This window comes from Halorubrum salipaludis (assembly GCF_002286985.1).
Classification (GTDB): Archaea; Halobacteriota; Halobacteria; order Halobacteriales; family Haloferacaceae; genus Halorubrum; species Halorubrum salipaludis.
Map to the genome: position 1 here is coordinate 179254 of NZ_NSKC01000001.1, position 18302 is coordinate 197555.

At 68.3% G+C, this 18302-nt stretch carries 18 protein-coding genes; 11 read left to right on the top strand and 7 right to left on the bottom strand.

What is annotated here, in order from left to right; genetic code table 11:
* The first annotated feature begins 423 nt into the window (after positions 1-423).
* The 4 genes from CK500_RS00880 to CK500_RS00895 are packed head-to-tail and all read left to right on the top strand — an operon-like array spanning position 424 to position 5778.
* Complete coding sequence (locus CK500_RS00880) at positions 424-3648, top strand: molybdopterin-dependent oxidoreductase (protein ID WP_095635373.1); 3225 nt, start codon at positions 424-426, stop codon at positions 3646-3648.
* Entirely contained in the window at positions 3648-4322 is a 675-nt protein-coding gene (locus CK500_RS00885; RefSeq protein ID WP_095635374.1) for a 4Fe-4S dicluster domain-containing protein, read from the top strand. Before CK500_RS00880 ends, CK500_RS00885 begins: the two co-directional genes overlap by 1 nt.
* Complete coding sequence (locus CK500_RS00890; RefSeq protein WP_095635375.1) at positions 4319-4780, top strand: hypothetical protein; 462 nt, start codon at positions 4319-4321, stop codon at positions 4778-4780. Before CK500_RS00885 ends, CK500_RS00890 begins: the two co-directional genes overlap by 4 nt.
* Positions 4777-5778: a cytochrome b/b6 domain-containing protein gene (locus CK500_RS00895; RefSeq protein WP_095635376.1), complete on the top strand. Its 1002-nt coding sequence runs from the start codon at positions 4777-4779 to the stop codon at positions 5776-5778. Before CK500_RS00890 ends, CK500_RS00895 begins: the two co-directional genes overlap by 4 nt.
* An 80-nt stretch (positions 5779-5858) precedes the next feature.
* Here CK500_RS00895 and CK500_RS00900 read toward each other — a convergent pair whose 3' ends face one another.
* Positions 5859-6254, bottom strand: coding sequence for a hypothetical protein (locus tag CK500_RS00900; protein ID WP_095635377.1), 396 nt, complete (start codon positions 6252-6254; stop codon positions 5859-5861).
* A 170-nt stretch (positions 6255-6424) separates the two neighbouring features.
* Here CK500_RS00900 and CK500_RS17125 point away from each other — a divergent pair, with 170 nt between their 5' ends.
* Entirely contained in the window at positions 6425-6598 is a 174-nt protein-coding gene (locus tag CK500_RS17125; RefSeq protein WP_158224014.1) for a hypothetical protein, read from the top strand.
* Positions 6599-6648: 50 nt separating this feature from the next.
* On the opposite strand, the gene nreA is transcribed toward CK500_RS17125, so the two are convergent.
* Positions 6649-7977: a DNA repair protein NreA gene (nreA, locus tag CK500_RS00905; RefSeq protein ID WP_095635378.1), complete on the bottom strand. Its 1329-nt coding sequence runs from the start codon at positions 7975-7977 to the stop codon at positions 6649-6651.
* 82 nt (positions 7978-8059) lie between these two features.
* Complete coding sequence (locus CK500_RS00910; protein WP_095635379.1) at positions 8060-9061, bottom strand: transcription initiation factor IIB; 1002 nt, start codon at positions 9059-9061, stop codon at positions 8060-8062.
* Between the two features lie 218 nt (positions 9062-9279).
* Between CK500_RS00910 and rnhA the strand changes: the two genes are divergently transcribed.
* Together rnhA and CK500_RS00920 are read left to right on the top strand one after the other, a co-directional pair.
* A complete protein-coding gene (rnhA, locus tag CK500_RS00915) occupies positions 9280-9876 on the top strand; it encodes a ribonuclease HI (protein ID WP_095635380.1) in 597 nt (198 codons plus the stop codon).
* Positions 9863-10552, top strand: coding sequence for a DUF7108 domain-containing protein (locus CK500_RS00920; protein WP_095635381.1), 690 nt, complete (start codon positions 9863-9865; stop codon positions 10550-10552). The genes rnhA and CK500_RS00920 overlap by 14 nt, the downstream gene beginning before the upstream one ends.
* Positions 10553-10657: 105 nt before the next feature.
* Here the strand turns inward: CK500_RS00920 and CK500_RS00925 are convergent, their stop codons facing one another.
* The gene (locus CK500_RS00925) at positions 10658-11017 is read right to left on the bottom strand and encodes a PadR family transcriptional regulator (RefSeq protein ID WP_095635382.1); all 360 of its coding nucleotides are present in this window, start codon (positions 11015-11017) and stop codon (positions 10658-10660) included.
* Positions 11018-11451: 434 nt separating this feature from the next.
* Here CK500_RS00925 and CK500_RS00930 point away from each other — a divergent pair, with 434 nt between their 5' ends.
* Positions 11452-11985: an inorganic diphosphatase gene (locus CK500_RS00930; protein WP_095635383.1), complete on the top strand. Its 534-nt coding sequence runs from the start codon at positions 11452-11454 to the stop codon at positions 11983-11985.
* 303 nt (positions 11986-12288) lie between these two features.
* Here CK500_RS00930 and CK500_RS00935 read toward each other — a convergent pair whose 3' ends face one another.
* Together CK500_RS00935 and CK500_RS00940 are read right to left on the bottom strand one after the other, a co-directional pair.
* Positions 12289-13086, bottom strand: coding sequence for a helix-turn-helix transcriptional regulator (locus CK500_RS00935; protein ID WP_095635384.1), 798 nt, complete (start codon positions 13084-13086; stop codon positions 12289-12291).
* Between the two features lie 94 nt (positions 13087-13180).
* Positions 13181-13429 carry a hypothetical protein gene (locus CK500_RS00940; RefSeq protein WP_095635385.1) on the bottom strand — a complete coding sequence of 83 codons (249 nt, stop codon included), beginning with the start codon at positions 13427-13429 and terminating at the stop codon, positions 13181-13183.
* A gap of 208 nt (positions 13430-13637) precedes the next feature.
* Here CK500_RS00940 and CK500_RS17705 point away from each other — a divergent pair, with 208 nt between their 5' ends.
* A complete protein-coding gene (locus tag CK500_RS17705) occupies positions 13638-13769 on the top strand; it encodes a DUF7503 family protein (RefSeq protein WP_255521203.1) in 132 nt (43 codons plus the stop codon).
* On the opposite strand, the gene CK500_RS00945 is transcribed toward CK500_RS17705, so the two are convergent.
* On the bottom strand, positions 13766-15928 hold the full coding sequence (locus tag CK500_RS00945; RefSeq protein ID WP_095635386.1) for a caspase family protein: 2163 nt from the start codon (positions 15926-15928) through the stop codon (positions 13766-13768). The genes CK500_RS17705 and CK500_RS00945 overlap by 4 nt on opposite strands.
* 154 nt (positions 15929-16082) lie before the next feature.
* On the opposite strand from CK500_RS00945, the gene CK500_RS00950 reads away from it, so the two are divergent.
* A complete protein-coding gene (locus CK500_RS00950; protein ID WP_095635387.1) occupies positions 16083-17039 on the top strand; it encodes a succinylglutamate desuccinylase/aspartoacylase family protein in 957 nt (318 codons plus the stop codon).
* Complete coding sequence (locus CK500_RS00955; protein WP_095635388.1) at positions 17039-18244, top strand: pyridoxal-phosphate dependent enzyme; 1206 nt, start codon at positions 17039-17041, stop codon at positions 18242-18244. The genes CK500_RS00950 and CK500_RS00955 overlap by 1 nt, the downstream gene beginning before the upstream one ends.
* The last annotated feature ends 58 nt before the right edge of the window (positions 18245-18302 follow it).

The following is an 18302-nucleotide window of genomic DNA, read 5'->3' on the forward strand; positions in this document are numbered from 1 at the left end:
GGGTTATGGCCGGAGTGTCAAAGGGCTTGCTGCGAACCGAACCGGATCCGGTCAGAACCGCCGCGACCGCCGGCACGGATCGGGCCGCGACCCGCACGTGGGTCTGTCCCGGGCACAGATCAGTGTCCCGCGCCGGACTCGGAATGCGTCACCGCTCGCACCGCGCGTCCGCCGATCGCGGGCCGGCGCGCGCGAGCGATATCCGCGCCAATCGGTAGCACATTCATCGCCCTTCGTCGGAGGGTTTAAATACTATAAATAGATTTTCCGCGTTCCAGCGGTCTGAAAAGTAACTATAATCATAAATACAGGAAGATCTGGCCGGTTCTGTCGGAAGTTTCTTTTGATTACGGTCGTGGGCCCATGCTGTATGCCGATCCGGCGTGCGGGACACGTGGGGTTGGGCACACGGAGCGGCAACCAATGAGCGAGCCCGTAACACTCGACCTGGACAGGCGGTCGTTCATGAAGGCCTCCGCGCTGGCGGGCGCGGTCGCCTTCGGGGGCGGCGCGACTGGACAGGTCCTCGGACAGGAGGAGGAACCGGACGGCGTCGGCGACGACGCCGAGACAGCGAAGGTGATCTGTAACTACTGTTCCATCGGCTGCGGCTTCAAGGCCGTCAAGGACGGCGAGGCGTTCGTCGGCCAGGAGCCGTGGCACGAGAACCCGCTGAACAACGGGTCGCTGTGTTCGAAGGGGGCCGGGATCTTGGAGACCGAGCACTCCGAGCGGCGGCTCAAACACCCGATGCGGAAGGAGGACGGCGAGTGGCGGAAGATTTCGTGGGACGAGGCGTACAGCGAGATCGCCGAGACCTACGAGGAGACGGTCGAGCAGTACAGCCCGGAGAGCGTGATGCTGCTGGGATCGGCGCACCACTCCAACGAGTCGGCGTACGCCTCCCGGAAGTTCTCCGCGTTCCTCGGCACCAACAACATCGACCACCAGGCGCGTATCTGCCACTCGACGACCGTCACCGGCCTCGCGAACACGTGGGGCTACGGGGCGATGACCAACACGATCAACGACTACCGGAACTTCGACCTCCTCATCATCATCGGGCAGAACCCGGCGGAGGCGCACCCGGTCGTGATGCAGCACATCCTGGAGGGGCAGAAGCGGGGCGGCACCATCGTCTCTATCGACCCCCGGTACACGAAGACGTCGGCGCACGCCGACCGCTTCCACCGGATGCGCCCGGGGACGGACGTGGCCATCATGATGGGCCTCATCAAGTACGTCCGCGACCAGGGCGAGCTCGACGAGGAGATGCTCGACGAGCGGACGATGGGGTGGCCGGACGTCGACGCCGAGCTCGACCAGTACGACCTCGAGACCGTCGCCGACATCTCCTGGATAAGCGAGGAGAGCCTCCAGGAGATCGGCGACCTCGTGATCGAGAACCAGCCCAACATCCAGATCGAGTGGGCGATGGGCGGCACCCAGCACAACAACGGGACGCAGAACATCCGCTCGTACGCGCTGGCGTCGCTGGGGTGGGGGTCGGCCGCCCGCTCCGGCGGCGGCCTCCAGGTTATGCGCGGCCACGCCAACGTCCAGGGGGCGACCGACCTCGGCGTCGAGTCGTCGATCCTTCCGGGCTACTACGGCGTCGGCGGCGCGGGGTCGTGGGAACACTGGACCAACGTCTGGAACCAGAGTCCGTGGACCTCGGGGTCGATCACGGCCGAGGAGCTCCACGACGACTACTTCGCCACGATGGACGACGAGCTCTTCGAGAAGATCAACGGCGGGCCCCCGGGCGACGACCGGGACACGAGCTGGCCGGACACCGCGGGCAACATGATGTTCCGCGAGGGGCTGACCGTCGCCCGGTGGTACGAGGCCGCGCTCGACCAGAGCGACCGGCTCAACGAGTCCGACCTCTACCAGCCCGACCCGGTGAAGATGGCCTTCTACTGGGGCCACTCGGCGAACTCCATCTCGGAGATGGACAAACAGCGACAGGCGATGGAGGCGCTCGACCTCCTGGTCGTGGTCGACGTCTTCCCGGCGGTCGCCGGCACGCTCCCGAAGGAGGACAACGTCCTGCTACTGCCCGCGTCGAGCCAGTACGAGCACGTCCGGACGCTGACCAACACCAACCGCTCGGTCCAGTGGTCCGAGCGCGCCTCGCCGCCGGCGCACAACTCCAAGCCGGACCTCCAGATATTCATGGAGCTGGCCCACGAGCTCGGCTTCGGCGAGCACTTCGACTGGGGCTCCGGGAAGGGGATCTACAACGGCCGGTCGACCCACGAGGACGTCGTCCGCGAGATCAACCTCGGGACGCGCTCGATCGGCTACCAGCAGCCGCCGGAGAAGCTCCAACAGCACGTCGAGTACGACTACCTGTTCAACACCGACACGCTCCGCGCCGACGCGCCGGGCACGCCGGTCGACGGGGAGTACTGGTCGCTGCCGTGGCCCTACTGGGGCGGCGACCACCCCGGGACGCCGATCATCTGGACCTCCGAGCTCGACCCGCGCGACGGCGGCCACGACTTCCGGACCAGCTGGGGGACGCAGGCCCCCACGCCCGACGAGTGGGACGACATGGGCGTCGACAAGCCGTACCCGATGTCCGAGACGGTCGCCGAGGAGGGCGAGGCGGACGGCCTCGATCTGCTGCGCGACCCCTTCGAGCCCGAGTGGTGGGACGACACCATCGAGGGCGTCCCGCAGTATCCGGCGTTCACGACGACGCTGCCGGACGACGTGACCGAGCCGCACCAGCAGTCGCTCCCGCAGGAGTACGCGCTCCGCGAGGACCGCTCCGCGTTCGACGCGGCACAGGAGCTCAACGAGAACTACGGTCACGACCACGACCTCGACTTCTGGGCGCAGTTCGACAACAACCAGCCGGACCCGCCGACGGGACGCGGCAAGGCCCGCGCGGTGGCGTGGAACTTCCTCGACACCGTCCCGGTCCACCGCGAGCCGATCGAGAGCCCGCGCCCGGACCTCGTCGAGGAGTGGCCCGCGAACGGCCAGCAGCACAACTTCTGGCGGCTCGACCAGAACAACGCGACGACACAGGAGAACGCGATGCAGGAGGTGCAGTCGGCCCAAGCGGAGATGCCCGACGGCGCCCAGCAGCTGATCCTCACCTCGGGGCGACAGGTCGAACATCAGGGCGGCGGCGCCGAGACGCGCAACAACCCCCTGACGGCCGATCTCCAGCCGCACATGTACGCGGAGATCCATCCGGACGTCGCCGAGGAGATGGACCTCCGCGGCGGCGAAGACCACGTCATCGTCCACCCGACCGCCTCGGAGAAGAGCTCGATCCTCGTGAAGGCGAAGGTGACGGAGCGCCCGAACACCGAGGAGATATTCCTGCCGTACCACTGGGGCGGGGTCTTCAGCGGCCAGAGCCAGGCCGACGCCTACCCGGAGGGGACGAAGCCGCTGGCGATCGGCGAGTCGGCGAACATCGTGACGGCCTCCGGGTTCGACGTCGAGACGCAGATGCAAGAGACCAAGGCGGGGATCGTCGTGATGGAGAAGGCGACGGAGGCGCGCGTCGAGGAACTCGACATGGAGTTCATCGACTACCCGCAAGACGAGGCCGGCATCGGCCGCCAGAAGTCCTACGACACGCGCGACTGGGACATGGCACAAGAGAGCTTCGGTGACGACTAATGTCAACACACAACCAAAACCGGATGAGCGACGGCGTGATGTCCACGGGCGAGGGGATGCGCATCTTCCCCGACGTGGAGGCCTGCATCGACTGCGGGGCCTGCGTCGTCTCGTGTAAGCGCACGTGGGACGTACCGAACACCGAACAGCGCATCGAGATATCGACCATGCTGGAGGGCCGCGAGGGCGACGAGGGGTACAACCACCGCCAGACGGCGGCCCTCGCGGAGGGACAGAACCCCGGGGAGACCAGCCTCCCGATGCAGTGTTACCACTGCGAGAACGCCCCGTGCGTGTCGGTGTGCCCGACCGACGCCCTCCAGAAGGAGGACGACGGCTTCGTGACGGTGTCGGACGACCTCTGTGTTGGCTGTCAGTACTGCCTGTCGGCCTGCCCGTTCGGCGCCCCGCAGTTCCCGGACGGCGAGGGGACCGTCAGCTCCGAGGTGTTCGGCACCGGCGGCGTGATGGACAAGTGTACCGGCTGCCGGTCGCGCCAGAAGGCCGGGAAGGGACCGGCGTGCGCCGAGGAGTGCTCGACGGACGCCATCCTCGTCGGCTCCGCCGGCGACATCGCGGACGAACTCGAACAGCGCGGGAGCGGGTCGTTCTTCAACGACACCGCCCTAGAGATAATCTTCGGCGACGACGCCGACATGGTGAGCGACGCATGAGCGATCCCGACCCGACCGACGGCGACACGAGCGACGAGGAGCCGGCGACGACGGAGGCGTCGGGGGCATCGAGCGGCGGCGACCGCGCCGACAGCCTCGTCTTCTGGGGCTGTGCGGTCTTCGGCCTCGCGCTGGCGACCGGGTCGGTGTGGTTCTTCAGTTCGCAAGGGATCTGGCACGAGGCGCTGATGCGGGTCCACCCCACGCTGAGCGGCGGCGGCGTCGGCGCCAGCTGGGAGGCCGGCGTCACGAACACGGTCCTGACGTTCCTGATCGACTTCATCCACGTCGCGGACGTCGTCATGGGGATCTTCATCCTCCTGTTGATGCTGATCCACTGGACGGCGTTCCACCGGCTCGCGAGCCGGATGCGACCGCCGGCCGGGACCGGGACCGGAATGGAGACGGAGGCGCCCGTCGCCGATGGCGGCGAACCGAAGGGAGGTGACCGCGAATGACGAACCTCGACCACGGTAAGTTCTCGCGGGTGACGACCCTATTCCACTCGATGCTGGCGCTGACGGTGTTCCTGCTCTTCTTCACGGGCTACGCCGTCGCCTTTAACACCGAGCTGTGGTGGCTCGTGGAGCTGATGGGCGGAAACGCCGGGGTGTTGGTGGTCCACCGCGCGGCCGCCTTCGCGCTCATCGCGCTGACCGGCTTCTGGGTGCCGTACATGCTGTTGAGCCGGACGAACGGCGGCGGGATCCGGTCGCTGTTACCGAGTAAGGGCGACGTCGACGCGTTCGTCCAAGACGTCCAGTTCGCCCTCGGTCGGGCGGACGAACGCCACCCGAACGCCCGCCAGTTCGCCGGCTACAAGGCCGACGAGGTGCCCCTGCTCTCGTACATCGGCAAGGGCGTCGTCGCCATCTTCACCGTCGAGCTCCTGTTGCTGATGGTCACCGGGCTGCTCATCTGGCAGAAGTCGTGGCTCATCGGGATCTACAACACCCAGTCGGCGGCGATGGCGTTCGTCGCCTTCCACGGGCTGCTCGGCGTCATCATGCTGATGGGGGTCATGTTCCACACCTTCGAGCACGGCTTCCATCCCGCCTTCTTCCCGGTCGAGATGAAGGCGTTCCTGCCGAAAGACGACACGCCGAACTTCCACGGCGACCCGGACGACCACGAGACGACCGGCATCGAGCGGCTCCGCCGGAAGAAGTCGTGGCGGTGGGCGACCAACGTCGTCGGCGCCCTCACCGTGCTCGGCATCGTCAGCGTGATGCTCTCGTCGGTCTCGTACGGCGGCTACCCGGTCCCGAGCGAGCTCGCGTTCAACGAGGGGAGCCTCCTGCGGACGATCGGCATCAACGCCGGGTTCCTCGTGCTGTTCATCGGACTGACGCTGTCGATGTACGGCAACGTCCTCCGAGCGCGGTACAAGAAGGAGCGGCAGACCGAAGAAGTCCCGGCGGCTGCCGCCGACGGCGGCGAACCGCGCGAGGACTGACGCCGGCCGCCCGCTCCGCCCGACGCTCTCTTGTTCTCGCTTCTCGTCGAGTCCGTTTCGAGAAGCGCCTTCCCTCGTCGTTACAGCAGCTCCGCCGCCTCGGGAGAGAGGTCGACGGTCACGTCCTGTCGGGTCTGTTCGGCCATCTGGTCGATGTTGCGGGTCAACACCTTGAGGATGTCCTCCGGTTCGGGGTAGACTAACATGTTGCCGTCGGCGTCCTCCATCACCAGCTGCGTGTCGGAGAGCTGGATCTGGTTGTCGCCGATCGAGGCGACGATCGCCGGCAGGGCCTCGGCGCCCCCGGTGTCGCCCTCCTCGACGTAGGTGATGTACAGCGAGTCGATGCCGATCAGGTCCTTGTACTCGCGGATGCGCTCGGCGCATTTGACCATGTCCCGCGTGACGGCGGTCTTGTGATCGTTTCCGTGCTCGCCGTTGTGACAGTGTTTGCACACCCGCAGTTCCATCCGCATACACGCCGCAAGGGCGAGGACGGAAATATACCTTGGCACGCCGGTTCCGTCGGCCGGAACCGCGGCGTCGGGAGCCGGGGACGGAACGAGTCGCCGCCGACCGGGGCCGAACGAGGGCCCCGCCGAGACCGCGGACGAACTTTCAAGAGGCGGGCCGCCCATGCGGTGATATGGCATTACTCACGGACGCGCTGGCCGTCCTGATGGTGGCAGTGGGCGTCGTCGGCATGCTCGCGGTCGCGTTTCGCGCCCGCGAGTACGACATGATCGGGAGGGCAGACGGCGCCGTCGTCGCCCTCGGCGCCGCGATGTCCGTCGCCATGACGGCGACGGCCTTCCTCTAGCGGCGACCGGCCCCACCACGACCGGTCTCCGGCCGCGACCGCCGGACGGGTCACCCCGCGTCGACGAAGTCCCCGAGGTTCGCCTGCAGGCCGGCCGCCATCGTCGACTTCCGCCGGAGACGACCCAGCGAGACCGGGAGGTGCTCGGCGACGCCGCGGACCGCCTCCCCGAACGTCTCGGCGGTCCCGCGCTCGCCCTCGAACGCGTTCCGGATCGCCTCGCGCACCTGCCAGACGCCGACCGGCCCCCAGTAGTCGTCGGAGACGTGACGGAGCACCAGCGCCTTCGCCTGTCGCCCGCGGTCGTCGAGGTGCTCTAAGACGCCGAGCCGAGCCGCGTAGTAGGCGCCTGCGGTCTCCTCGACGTAGCCGGTCCGCCCCTCGCGGCCCTCGCTGGCGGCCGCGAGGTAGACGCCCGCCTCGGGGTCGGGGTTCCAGATCGAGCCGGGCGACTTCATCTCGACGAGCTCGTACTCCCAGCGTCCCGGGACCAAGATTACCCAGAATGCGTTGCCGAGGTACTCGTTGCGGTGGACTTCGATCCGGTCGACCGTCGGGTTGTCGCGGATCGAGCCGCGGAGGAACTGCCCGACCGTGTCGTCGACCGCCGTGATCGACCAGCGCGTCGGGACGAGCCGCCGGTTCTCGCCCCGCCCGAGCGCGCCCGCGGAGAGGATCGTGTTGATCTCGTACACGTCGAACCCGCGCCGGTAGAGGTACGTCATCGCGCCCTCGGCGCGCCAGTCGTCGTCTTCGAGGGTCTTTTTCACCGGTCGCGGGACGTGCGGGTTCTCCCCCAGGTCGGCGGTCCGGGCCGCGGCGCGGGGGCCGGTCGGCGTCTTGATGTCTTCCGTGCCGACCTCGAAGTCGAGGTCGGGGGTGCCGTCGAGCCCGATCTCCACGTCGACCGGCCGGTCCGCGATCGCGACCTCGCGTTGCACGCCGAGCCAGCCGTCCCACGCGTCGTGGACGCTCTCGGCTGGACCGCCGCCGGCGCCGACCGACTTCACGCCGCCCGTCGCGCCGGCGTCCGCCACGTCGACCCCCCGCGTCGAGTTGAGCAGGCTCGTGCGCCGGTCAAACACGTCGGCGATGGAGACGCCCTCGTCGTACCACGCCGCGGAGGTCTCGAACGCCGCCGCGCGATCCTCGCGGCCGACCGGCGAGAGCAGCCCGGTCGAGACGTTCGGGTAGTTCGAGCGCCCGACGAAGATGGAGGGCGAGACGCTGCCGACCACGGCGTCGTCGGAGACGTGCTCCTCGAAGCGCCGCTCGAAGGAGTCGAGGTGGTCGAGAATCCCGTAGTCCTTCTCGGCGGCGAGGCGCCGCCGCTCGGCGCGCTCGTTCGCCTCGAACTCGATGAACTCGTCGAGCCGCATTCGTCGGCCGTTGGCGGCGCGGCGGCTTGAACGTTTCCGGCGCGGGCGACGAAACGCGCGACCGACGGCCCTCCCGCGAGGCCTAGCTGTGGATCCCCATCGCTTCGATCTGTTCTTGGTACCGGTTGCGGATGGTGACCTCGGTGACCTGCGCGACGTCGGCGACCTCGCGCTGGGTCTTCTTCTCGTTACAGAGCAGGGAGGCGGCGTAGATCGCGGCGGCCGCGTATCCGGTCGGAGACTTCCCGGAGAGCAGCCCCTGATCGGCCGTGGTCTCGATGATCTCGTTGGCCTTCGACTGGACCTCCTCGGAGAGCTCCAGCTCCGAGGAGAAGCGGGGGACGTACTTCTTCGGGTCGACGGGGCGCATCTCTAAGCCGAGCTCCTGAGAGATGTAGCGGTAGGTGCGCCCGATCTCCTTGCGGTCGACCCGCGACACGTCGGAGATCTCCTCCAGCGAGCGAGGGATCCCCTCCTTGCGACAGGCGGCGTAGAGGGCGGCGGTGGAGACGCCCTCGATCGAGCGCCCGCGGATGAGGTCCTCGTTGAGCGCGCGGCGGTAGATGACGGAAGCGACCTCGCGGACCGATCGGGGTACCCCGAGCGCGCTGGCCATCCGGTCGATCTCGGAGAGCGCGAACTGAAGGTTGCGCTCGCCCGCGTCCTTCGTCCGAATCCGCTCCTGCCACTTGCGCAGCCGGTGCATCTGCGACCGCTTCTTCGAGGAGATGGAGCGCCCGTAGGCGTCCTTATCCTTCCAGTCGATCGTCGTCGTCAGCCCCTTGTCGTGCATCGTCTTCGTCGTCGGGGCGCCGACGCGCGACTTCGACTGGCGCTCCGAGTGGTTGAACGCGCGCCACTCCGGGCCGGGATCGATCTGCTCCTCCTCGACGATGAGTCCCGTCTCCTCGTGTATCAGCTCCCCGTCGGCCGTCCGGGTGAGCTCCTCCGGGTCGAAGTTCTCGGGGTCCAACTCGTCGGCGTCGACCCCCTCGACCCCCTCGGCGTCGGTTTCGGTCTCGTCGGCGTCCTCGTCCCGCACACGCTGCCGGTCGTGATCCCGTTGCCGGGTTGGCCGTGTCATCGCATTTATATACTATCCAAACGGATTGACTTAAAAGTTCGTGAGAGTGTGAACTCGCCACACGGGATCGAACGGACGAACGTGTTCGGTCCCCAGGCGCGCTCTCGGCCGGAATCTCACCACGTACCTCGCTCCTCGTATTCTCACACACGGTCGGCGTTTCGACTGCCGTCCTCGGACGGACAGCCATTAGTCCGGCGGGCGCGGAGACCGGACGAATGCCGACGATCGACTGCGATCCGGCGACCGCGCGGACCCGCTTGGAGGACGCCGGCGTCCGGATCGACGGGGGGAACACCCCTCACGAGCGGTGGCGCGCCGAGCGCGACGGAGCGGTCGCCGTCGCCTACGACGACAAGGTCGTCGTGCAGGGGAGCGATCCGACCCGCCTGACGGCCCTCCTGCGCGAGGGCGGCGGACGCGCGCACGTCTACTTCGACGGCGCCTCGCGCGGGAACCCCGGCCCGGCCGCGGTCGGCTGGTGTCTGGTCACCGCGGACGGGATCGTCGCCGAGGGCGGCGAGCGGATCGGCCGCGCCACCAACAACCAGGCCGAGTACGCCGCGCTGATCCGGGCGCTCGAGGCCGCCGACGAACACGGCTTCGACGAGATCGACGTGCGCGGTGACTCCCAGCTGATCGTCAAGCAGGTGCGCGGCGAGTGGAACGCCAACGACCCGGAGCTTCGGGAGAAGCGGGTCCGGGTCCGGGAGCTGTTAACGCGGTTCGACCGGTGGTCGATCGGCCACGTTCCGCGGGAGATAAACGAGCGCGCCGACGATCTGGCGAACGAGGCACTCGATGACCCGAACTAACGACGAGCCCCCGGAGTGGGCGAAAGAGCGGGCCCGCGAAGTGATGGCGGCGGAGACCGGCGACGGGGAGCCGGAGGGAGTCGACGGCGAAGGGGCGGCGGACGCCGCCGATGGCGACGACCGCGTTCCCGACGTGCCGGCCGCGGTCGTCGACGAGGCGGAGCGGCTCACCCGACTCGCCCGGCAGACGGAGGACGAGGCGGCGGCCGCGTTCTACCGCGACCGCCGCGACGAGCTGGTCGAGAGCCACGACTACGTCCCGCGGCTGCGCGACGAGGACGACACGCTCGTGTTGTACCCCGGGGAGTGGATGGACGACGGGACGGTTCAGCTCGACCGGATCGAGACCACCGACCGGGCAGTCGAGGTGTCGCTGTCGGGGCCGGGCGACGCCGACCGCTACCGCGAGGTCGCCGCGTACAACGACGCGGTCGCCGACGCGGTCGCCGAGGCGCACGGCGAGCCGCACGCCGACACCGCCCGGAGCTTCGCGGCGTTCATGAGCAATCATTACGTGCGCGCGGTCGACGATGCGACCCCGGACATGCGCGCGGAGTTCCGCGAGGAGTACTTCCCGCGGAACGGCTGGCCGAGCGACGAGCAGCTGGCGGCGCTCGACGAGTCGCTGGCCGTGATCGAGTCGGTCGCGGCGGACGTGGACGGTCCCGAGGAGTAACGGGCGACGAGGCCGCCGCTAGCCGTGCGAGCGTGCGCGGCTTTCGCCGCGCGCGTGTGCCAAAAGTGTTGGTCGCCGCCCGGGACGCCCGTGACGCGGTCGTCGTTACTCGCCGAGCAGGGCGCGGACCTCGTCCGCGCGCTCCTCGTCGGTGACGAACCGGTCGAGGACCCACTCCAGCTGGCCGAGAACGGCGTCGTGGCCCGCCTCGGTGAGCTCGTACTGGTTGGTTCGCTTGTCGAGCTCGCTCTTCTCGACGAGCCCGTCCTCGACGAGGTCGTCGAGGTTCGGGTAGAGCCGCCCGTGGTTCACCTCGGAGCCGTAGTACGACTCGAGCTCCCGCTTGATCGCGAGCCCGTACATCGGCTCCTCCGCGAGGATCGCGAGGATGTTCTGTTGAAACGCCGTCAGGTCCGCCGCCGTCCGTGTCGTCGGGTCATCAGTGACTGATTGTGCCTCTGACATAGTTAGGTGGAAGGTGCCCGAACTTATAACCTTTCTCAAGGTTCACGAACGTTTTAATACTTCATCACGAGTAAATCCGGAAAATCGAGCCGTTACCGGTGAGAGCGGTGGCAAACACACCGATCCGGCGGAACGTCGTTCCCGAGCGATCTCCGGCTTCAGCCGGGGATACACGACAGATCGTCGACGGAATCGGGATCTTCGGGCCGAATGTGTCACCCGATATATCGGAGGATCTCGCCGGAAGACGCGCCTCGCCGAAAAGCGAAGACGACCGAACGATCAGGAGTGACGGGGAGAAACCAGTCGTCGAGGCGGACGACAGATCGAGGCGGGCAACGGAGGGAGGCGGGCAACGGAGAGAGGCGGTAGCGTCGGTCGCCGCGGCGGGAACCCGAAAGGACTTTGCGACCGATGGACGGAGTACCCCGTACATGGCCAACCTCTGGGAAGATCTCGAGACGGGACCGAACGCGCCGGACGAGATCTACGCCGTCGTGGAGTGTCTCAAAGGCGAGCGGAACAAGTACGAGTACGACAAGGACATCCCCGGCGTCGTCCTCGACCGCGTACTCCACTCGAACGTCCACTACCCGTACGACTACGGCTTCATCCCGCAGTCGTACTACGACGACGAGGACCCCTTCGACGTGATGGTGCTCGTCGAGGACCAGACGTTCCCCGGCTGCGTGATCGAGGCCCGCCCCGTCGCGCTGATGAAGATGGACGACGACGGCGAGCAGGACGACAAGGTGATCGCGGTGCCCACGGAGGACCCGCGGTTCGACCACATCGACGACCTCGAGGACATCCCCCAGCAGATCCGCGACGAGATTGACGAGTTCTTCTCGACGTACAAGAACCTCGAAGCGGGCAAGGAAGTCGAGACCCTCGGCTGGGAGGACAAAGCGGCCGCAAAGGACGCGATCGAACACGCGCAGGACCTGTACGACGAGAATTTCCAGTAGACGGAGGGCGGGTCGGACGGCTCCGACTCCCCGCGACCCATAACCGTTGGGCATACCCACCCGCACCGGGGATGCGTTATGCCCATGGGTAATTTTTAGAGAGTGGGTCGCCTACGTACGGATAGAGCCATGAGCGCACACAGCCAGCCGTCCGTCGGCATCGATCACCCGACGGTCGTCCCCGCCAACTTCGATCCCGACGACGAGTCCGACGACGCTTCCGAGGACGGAGCGGATACGTAGCGACGACGACACGCATCCGACGTCGGCGCGTAGCCGACATCCGCACGTAGCGACGCTGAATCAGGCGTTCTCGACGACCGCGGAGAGGCATTGCGCTTCGGCGACGAACGACTCGAACCGCTCGTCGACCCACTCGACCACGGCCTGATCGGTCGATTCGAGCACGCAGCGGGGGTTGTTTCTGCGGTCGTAGGCGGTCACGCACGCGAGGTCGTCGTACCGGAAGATCCCGTACTCGAGCGGCTCCGGGGAGACGTACACCGTCGCGCCGTCGTCGTGGAGCGCCCGGTCGGTCGCGGGGCCGAACTCCGCGATCGACTCCTCGACCACGTCGCGGTCGATAATGAGCTCGATCTCGGCGCCGCCGTCGAGCGCCTCCGCGGCCGCGTCGTTGAACTGCTGGATGACGACGGGCGAGACCGCGCGGATCTCCGAGCCGCGCCCCTCGTGCAGCAGTTCGGTGAGTCGGTCGACCGCGGCGAGGGGGTTGCGGTCGGCCGCGACGGTCAGCTCCCCGGCGTCGATCGCCGCGGGCGGGAAGTCGGCGCCGACGCGCTCGAGGTCGGCGGCGAACCGCCCGTACCGGTCCGCGACCTCGACCTCGTCGAGCAGCGCCTCGTACGCGTCGTGGACCCGTTTCCCGGTCGGCGTCACGTGGTAGGCCGCGCCGCGCTTGACGACCCAGTCACGCTCGCGGAACCCGGAGAGGATGCGCTGAACCGTCGTCCGCGTGGCGTCGACCGCGTCCGTGAGCCCCGCCGGGCGGCGCGGTTCCTCTCGGATCGCCCGGAGCATCGCGACCCGGACGGGCGACCCGGCGAGGTACTGTGCGCCGTCGTGTCCGTCGTCGACCGTCATCGTCTGAGACGCGTGTACGAACACCGTACGGTTAATCGTACCGCGTCACACGCCTGCAAGGCGGCGTGCGGCGTCGTTCGGGCTCGCAACCACCTCACGGCCGGTACCGGAACGAGACGACGGTCCCGATGGTGTCCTCGCCGTCGATGGCCTCGGTGGTGACCGTCGCGGCGACGACCGCGTCCGCGCCGAGCGCCTCCTCGATCACCGCGGTGAGCGCGTCGGGGTCGGCACCCTCCTGGAGCACCGGTACCCGAACCTGTCGCCGGTTGACGGCGACGTCGCCGAGGTCGTAGTCGGTGTGCTCGAACGCGTCGCGGATCGCGGCGTGAACGTTGGTCATACGTCCACCTCCGCCGGGGAGGCTGAAAAAACGGTGGGGCGACCCCCGAAACTGGCATCAGGGCGGCGGTTGTCGATGGTGACGGAGTGGCTGAGGTGCGAACGTTGTGCGCTGAGATATTAATTTATTATTTATGAGTATTTAAATATGTGAAAATAGTTGCCGCAAAACGGTATTGATGTTAATATCACGCGATATTTTGTGCAATATGCACGAAAGTGTTGCAGACTACGTGGCAGAGCACCCGAAGATGGCCGGCGTCCTGTTCACCGCGCTGTTGCTGATGACGCAGGCGGCGCCCGCGGCGGCGAACGTTGGCGGTGCAAACCCAGGCCCCTAATCTAAAGACAAATTGTCACTCCAGACTAATTCACCATCATAGAAAACTGGAACTAATTCAAGGTCAAGTAAGCTGGATAGACTAGTACTACTAACATCTTCAAAGGAAACATCTGAGGGAACGTAATAGTTAGAATCCGCTATATCGATATTAAGCCACGAAAGTGAGCCAATTCCGTGGTTCCCGTTTGGATAGAGTTCGCTCGATAAGTACCACACGTCTTTTGAGTCTTTATATAAATTGAAAATAACAGCCATGCCACTTCGGCATTGACAAATGGTTGCCCCTCCGTCGCCGACGACGATGTACTGGTGGCCGGTGATGAGTTCCCGCTTGGCGACGTGGAGCGCGGTGCGGAGGTTGAACCCGCTGTTCATCAGGCGGGCGATGATCCGGCCGAGCTGGGTCGCGGGCGAGTTCGCCACGTCGGAGAGGGTGACGATGCCGCCGCGGGACCCGCGGTGAACGAGGGCCTCGCCCTGCTGGTAGGACTGGCAGGCGTTGAGCAGGAAGGCGCTGACGCCGACGTCGAGGTCCTCGGCGGTGAGGTCGAGGTACTCGTCGGTGCACTGCATCCCGCGGTCGTCGACGTGGCCGATGTAGTGGAGGAAGTCCACGTCGGACCGCAGGGCCTCGCGCATCTCCTCGCGGGTGAGGTCGTGGCGCACCTCGATGTCGAACTGGACCATGTCGCGGAGGCCGTAGAGGTCGGCGACCTCCCCCTCCTCGCGCATCTGCTCGTCGTTACAGACCACGAGCACGGAGATCCGCGACTGCTCGACCGCGCCGGCCTCCAGCCGCCGGTGGTACGCGTCGAGGGTGGCCTTGTTGGCGTCGAGCGGGACGCCAGCGCCGACCCACGCGTGCTCGACCGTGTCGACCGGCTCGGGCCGCACGAAGTCGGCGTCGGTCGGCACCGCGCCGCGCTCAGACGAGGCGTCGGCGCCGCGGGTGGAGTCGAGTGACTCGGCGGGAGCGGCGGGCTCGCTCTCGGCGGCGCCCCGGACGAACTCGTCCGGACCGAGGGGCGCCGCCTCGGTCGGAGGGTCGCCGGCGCCGGTCCGCGGACCGCGGAAGAACCCAAGCCCGTCGCCCTCGCCGGCGGCCGCGGGGGTCACCGTCTCCGGAGACCGGACGATCGACAGCTCGCCGGCCACGAACGGGAGCAGCTCCACGTTCTCGGGGTCGGGGCGCACGTCGGTCGTCAGCGTCCACTGCGGGAGCTCCGGCTCGACGCGCTCGAAGGGGACCGCCAGATACTCGCCGAGCCGCTCCGCAAGCGGGAGGTCGTACAGCCGACCCCAGTCGAGGTCGAGGTCGGTGGTCTCGCGCTCGTGGAGGTCGACCGGGTATAACCCCTCCGTGCGCGCGAGACAGTCGAAGTGGAACGCCTGCCGGAGCACCTCAGCGGTCCGGCGCTCGAAGTCGGGCTCGAGCGAGTGGGTCCAGCCGTCGCCCTCGATCCGCGGTACGTCGCCGGGGACCACGTCGGCGGCGAAGTAGTACGCCAGCGAGACCACCGGGTAGAGGTATCTGTACTCCGGCGGGACGACGATCCGAACGCCGGAGTCGAGCGGCTCAACCCGGTCGGGGACGCGGAGCGCCTCGCCCGGCTCGATCAGCGGCGGGTGACCACGGAGGGTGGGGAACGACCGCTCCGGGCTCGTCGTCTGGAGCGCGGAGCCGAGCAGGGAGACGGCGTCCATCAGCGACTCGGGATCGGTCGGCGTCTCGATCGTCCCCGCGGGCACCTGGTGGAGCGACCGGAACCCGAGCGTGACCTCGGCGGGGGTGTCCAGATCGATCCGGGTCGTCCGCTCCGTCGTCGACACGGAGAACGGCGCCGAAAACGAGAGGTACAGCTTCGTCGGCGCGGGGTCGATCCCCACGTGGTACGTCCCCGCGGGCATCGCGTAGGAGTCGCCGCGGGTGAGCAGGCTCCCGTCGCCGGAGCGGGTTTCCACGACCGCGACGCGGGGGATCTCGATGACACCGGTCTCGACGGTCACGCTCGCGTCGACCGGAAAGTAGTGGGCGTCCTCGGGGCTCGCGGTCGGCTCGACCGACCGGTCCGTGTACACCTCGAACTGCGTGTTCTCGATGTGGTCCGTGACGGTGAGCCCGGCCGCGTCGGACAGCGGGTCGATGTCGATGCTCATGAGGGTGGACCGCGCGCGATCGGCGCTCGGGGCACCTCGCGGGGAGCGACGCGGTCGTCGTTACCGACTTCTCGGGCGAGACGGCGATAAAGGTTGTGTCGGGGGATCGCCGCGGACCGAACGGATAAAGGGGCGGCCGGCCCACGTTGGCGTAATGATCACGCTTGGAACGGCTCGCGCCTCCCCTGGAGAGGCGGACACGGGCCGTCTCGAGGTCGGCGAGACGCGGGACGGGAGTCCCGTCCGGCTGCCGGTGGCCGTCGTCAACGGCGCCGAGGACGGCGAGACGCTGTACATGCAGGCGGTCAGCGACGGCGACGAGCTCAACGGGCTCGGCGTCGTCAACCGCGTCGTTCCCCGGCTCGATCCGGCGGAGCTGTCCGGGACGGTCCTCGTCGTCGGCGTCGTCAACTACTTCGCGTTCCAGGTCGCCGAACACCGGAACCCGATCGACGACCGGAAGATGAACCGCGGCTACCCCGGCGACGAGGACGGAACGACGAGCGAGCGCATCGCCCACGCGACGTTCCAGGCCGCAAAGCGGGCGGACCTCATCTTGGACCTCCACCAGGGGTCGACCAGCCGGATGATAAACGAGACGCGGGTCCGCTGCGGGATCCGCCACCGCCTCCACGGCGAGTGCCTGGAGCTGGCGAAGGCCTTCGGCTGCGGCCACGTCCTCGACATCAAGGGGCCCGACGGACAGCTCGCGCGCGTCGGCCCGGAACACGGCATCCCGACCGTCGACCCCGAGCTCGGCGGCTGCGTCGGCTGGGACGAGGAGTCGATCCGGTACGGCGTCGAGGGCGTGTTCAACGTGCTCCGCCACTACGGCTTCCTCGAGGGCGACGTCAGTCTAGAACGCCAGACGAGGGCGCGCGGCTTCGACCAGTACGGGTCGCCGGCCGGCGGGCTGATCCGGTTCGAACGCGAGCTCGGCGAGCGCGTCTCCGCCGGGGACGTCCTCTTCGAGGTCACCGACGTGTTCGGCGAACTGAAGGACCGCGTCACCGCCGACGACGACGGCGTCTTCTGGCGCACGCGGCGGCTCCCGCAGGTGGCCGCCGGCGAGTACGTCTGTTCGGTCGGGACCAGCGTCGACAGCTACTGATGTCCGCCGGCCGCAATCCGGGGGACTGCGGCGCTCCCCCGAGGCAGCTCGCCTGTCCCGAGTGCGGCGCGACCGTGCGGGACCGGTGGCGCTGCGAGTGCGGCGCGCCGCTGGAATTCGCCGACCCGCCGGTTCCGGAGGAGGCCGGACCGGAGTCGGTCGACCTCCGCGGCGGGCTCTGGGCGTTCGACTCGCTCATCGCCGTCGGCGACGACCCCGCCGACCGGGTGACGCTCGGCGAGGGGATGACGCCGCTTGTCGACGCGGACGGGAGGGCCGCGGGCGGCGAGGCGGAGGCCGACGAGTGGAACGCCGCGTTCAAGCTGGAGTACGTCTTTCCCACCGGCTCGTTCAAGGACCGCGGCGCGACGACGACGCTCACCCGGGCGCGCGAACTGGGCGTCGAGCGCGTCGTCGAGGACTCCTCGGGCAACGCCGGGGCCGCGATCGCGACCTACGCGGCGCGCGCCGGGATCGACGCCGCGGTGTACGTCCCGGCCGACGTCAAGGAGTCGAAGCTCCGCGCGATCCGCCGGGCCGGCGCCGAGCCGGTCCGGATCGAGGGCTCCCGCGCGGACGTGACCGAGGCGTGCGTGGCCGCGGTAATCGGAGACGGAAGGAGCGGGGGCGAAACCGGAGGCGGCACTCGGGAATCCGCGTGGTACGCCAGCCACGCGTGGAACCCGGCCTTCTTCGAGGGGACCGCGACCGTCGCCTACGAGATCGCGGCCCAGCGCGGCTGGGAGGCCCCCGACGCGGTCGTCACCCCGCTCGGCCACGGCACCCTCTTTCTCGGCGCCTACCGCGGCTTCCGCCGGCTGGAACGCGCGGGGTGGATCGACGCGGTCCCGCGGCTGTTCGGCGCGCAGGCGGCCGGGGTCGCGCCGATCGTCCGCGAGCTCCACGGCGCGGACGCGGCGGACCCGGAGGGGCGGGTCAACGCGATCGCCGACGGGATCCAGATCGCCGAGCCGGTCCGGAAGCGAGAGGTCCTCGACGCCGTCGCCGACACCGACGGCGACGCGCTCGCGGTCACGCGGGCGGCGGCCGAGCGGGAGCTCGACCGGCTCCACGCCGCGGGCTTTTACACCGAACCGACCTGCGCCGTGGCGCCGGCGGCGCTCCGCGAGCTCCGCGAGCGCGGCGTCCTCGCGCCCGACGCCGACGTGGTCGTCCCCCTGACCGGGAGCGGGCTGAAGGGCTGAACGGGCGGAGGGCCGTCCCACCGCCATCCCTTTTCGGTCTCGTCCCGTGGGGAGGCGT

Excerpts from the sequence above, each read along its gene's own strand:
- CK500_RS00880 (WP_095635373.1), top strand. The coding sequence starts at position 424 with ATGAGCGAGCCCGTAACACTCGACCTGGACAGGCGGTCGTTCATGAAG.
- CK500_RS00885 (WP_095635374.1), top strand. The coding sequence starts at position 3,648 with ATGTCAACACACAACCAAAACCGGATGAGCGACGGCGTGATGTCCACG.
- CK500_RS00890 (WP_095635375.1), top strand. The coding sequence starts at position 4,319 with ATGAGCGATCCCGACCCGACCGACGGCGACACGAGCGACGAGGAGCCG.
- CK500_RS00895 (WP_095635376.1), top strand. The coding sequence starts at position 4,777 with ATGACGAACCTCGACCACGGTAAGTTCTCGCGGGTGACGACCCTATTC.
- CK500_RS00900 (WP_095635377.1), bottom strand. The coding sequence starts at position 6,254 with ATGCGGATGGAACTGCGGGTGTGCAAACACTGTCACAACGGCGAGCAC.
- CK500_RS17125 (WP_158224014.1), top strand. The coding sequence starts at position 6,425 with ATGGCATTACTCACGGACGCGCTGGCCGTCCTGATGGTGGCAGTGGGC.
- nreA (WP_095635378.1), bottom strand. The coding sequence starts at position 7,977 with ATGCGGCTCGACGAGTTCATCGAGTTCGAGGCGAACGAGCGCGCCGAG.
- CK500_RS00910 (WP_095635379.1), bottom strand. The coding sequence starts at position 9,061 with ATGACACGGCCAACCCGGCAACGGGATCACGACCGGCAGCGTGTGCGG.
- rnhA (WP_095635380.1), top strand. The coding sequence starts at position 9,280 with ATGCCGACGATCGACTGCGATCCGGCGACCGCGCGGACCCGCTTGGAG.
- CK500_RS00920 (WP_095635381.1), top strand. The coding sequence starts at position 9,863 with ATGACCCGAACTAACGACGAGCCCCCGGAGTGGGCGAAAGAGCGGGCC.
- CK500_RS00925 (WP_095635382.1), bottom strand. The coding sequence starts at position 11,017 with ATGTCAGAGGCACAATCAGTCACTGATGACCCGACGACACGGACGGCG.
- CK500_RS00930 (WP_095635383.1), top strand. The coding sequence starts at position 11,452 with ATGGCCAACCTCTGGGAAGATCTCGAGACGGGACCGAACGCGCCGGAC.
- CK500_RS00935 (WP_095635384.1), bottom strand. The coding sequence starts at position 13,086 with ATGACGGTCGACGACGGACACGACGGCGCACAGTACCTCGCCGGGTCG.
- CK500_RS00940 (WP_095635385.1), bottom strand. The coding sequence starts at position 13,429 with ATGACCAACGTTCACGCCGCGATCCGCGACGCGTTCGAGCACACCGAC.
- CK500_RS17705 (WP_255521203.1), top strand. The coding sequence starts at position 13,638 with ATGCACGAAAGTGTTGCAGACTACGTGGCAGAGCACCCGAAGATGGCC.
- CK500_RS00945 (WP_095635386.1), bottom strand. The coding sequence starts at position 15,928 with ATGAGCATCGACATCGACCCGCTGTCCGACGCGGCCGGGCTCACCGTC.
- CK500_RS00950 (WP_095635387.1), top strand. The coding sequence starts at position 16,083 with ATGATCACGCTTGGAACGGCTCGCGCCTCCCCTGGAGAGGCGGACACG.
- CK500_RS00955 (WP_095635388.1), top strand. The coding sequence starts at position 17,039 with ATGTCCGCCGGCCGCAATCCGGGGGACTGCGGCGCTCCCCCGAGGCAG.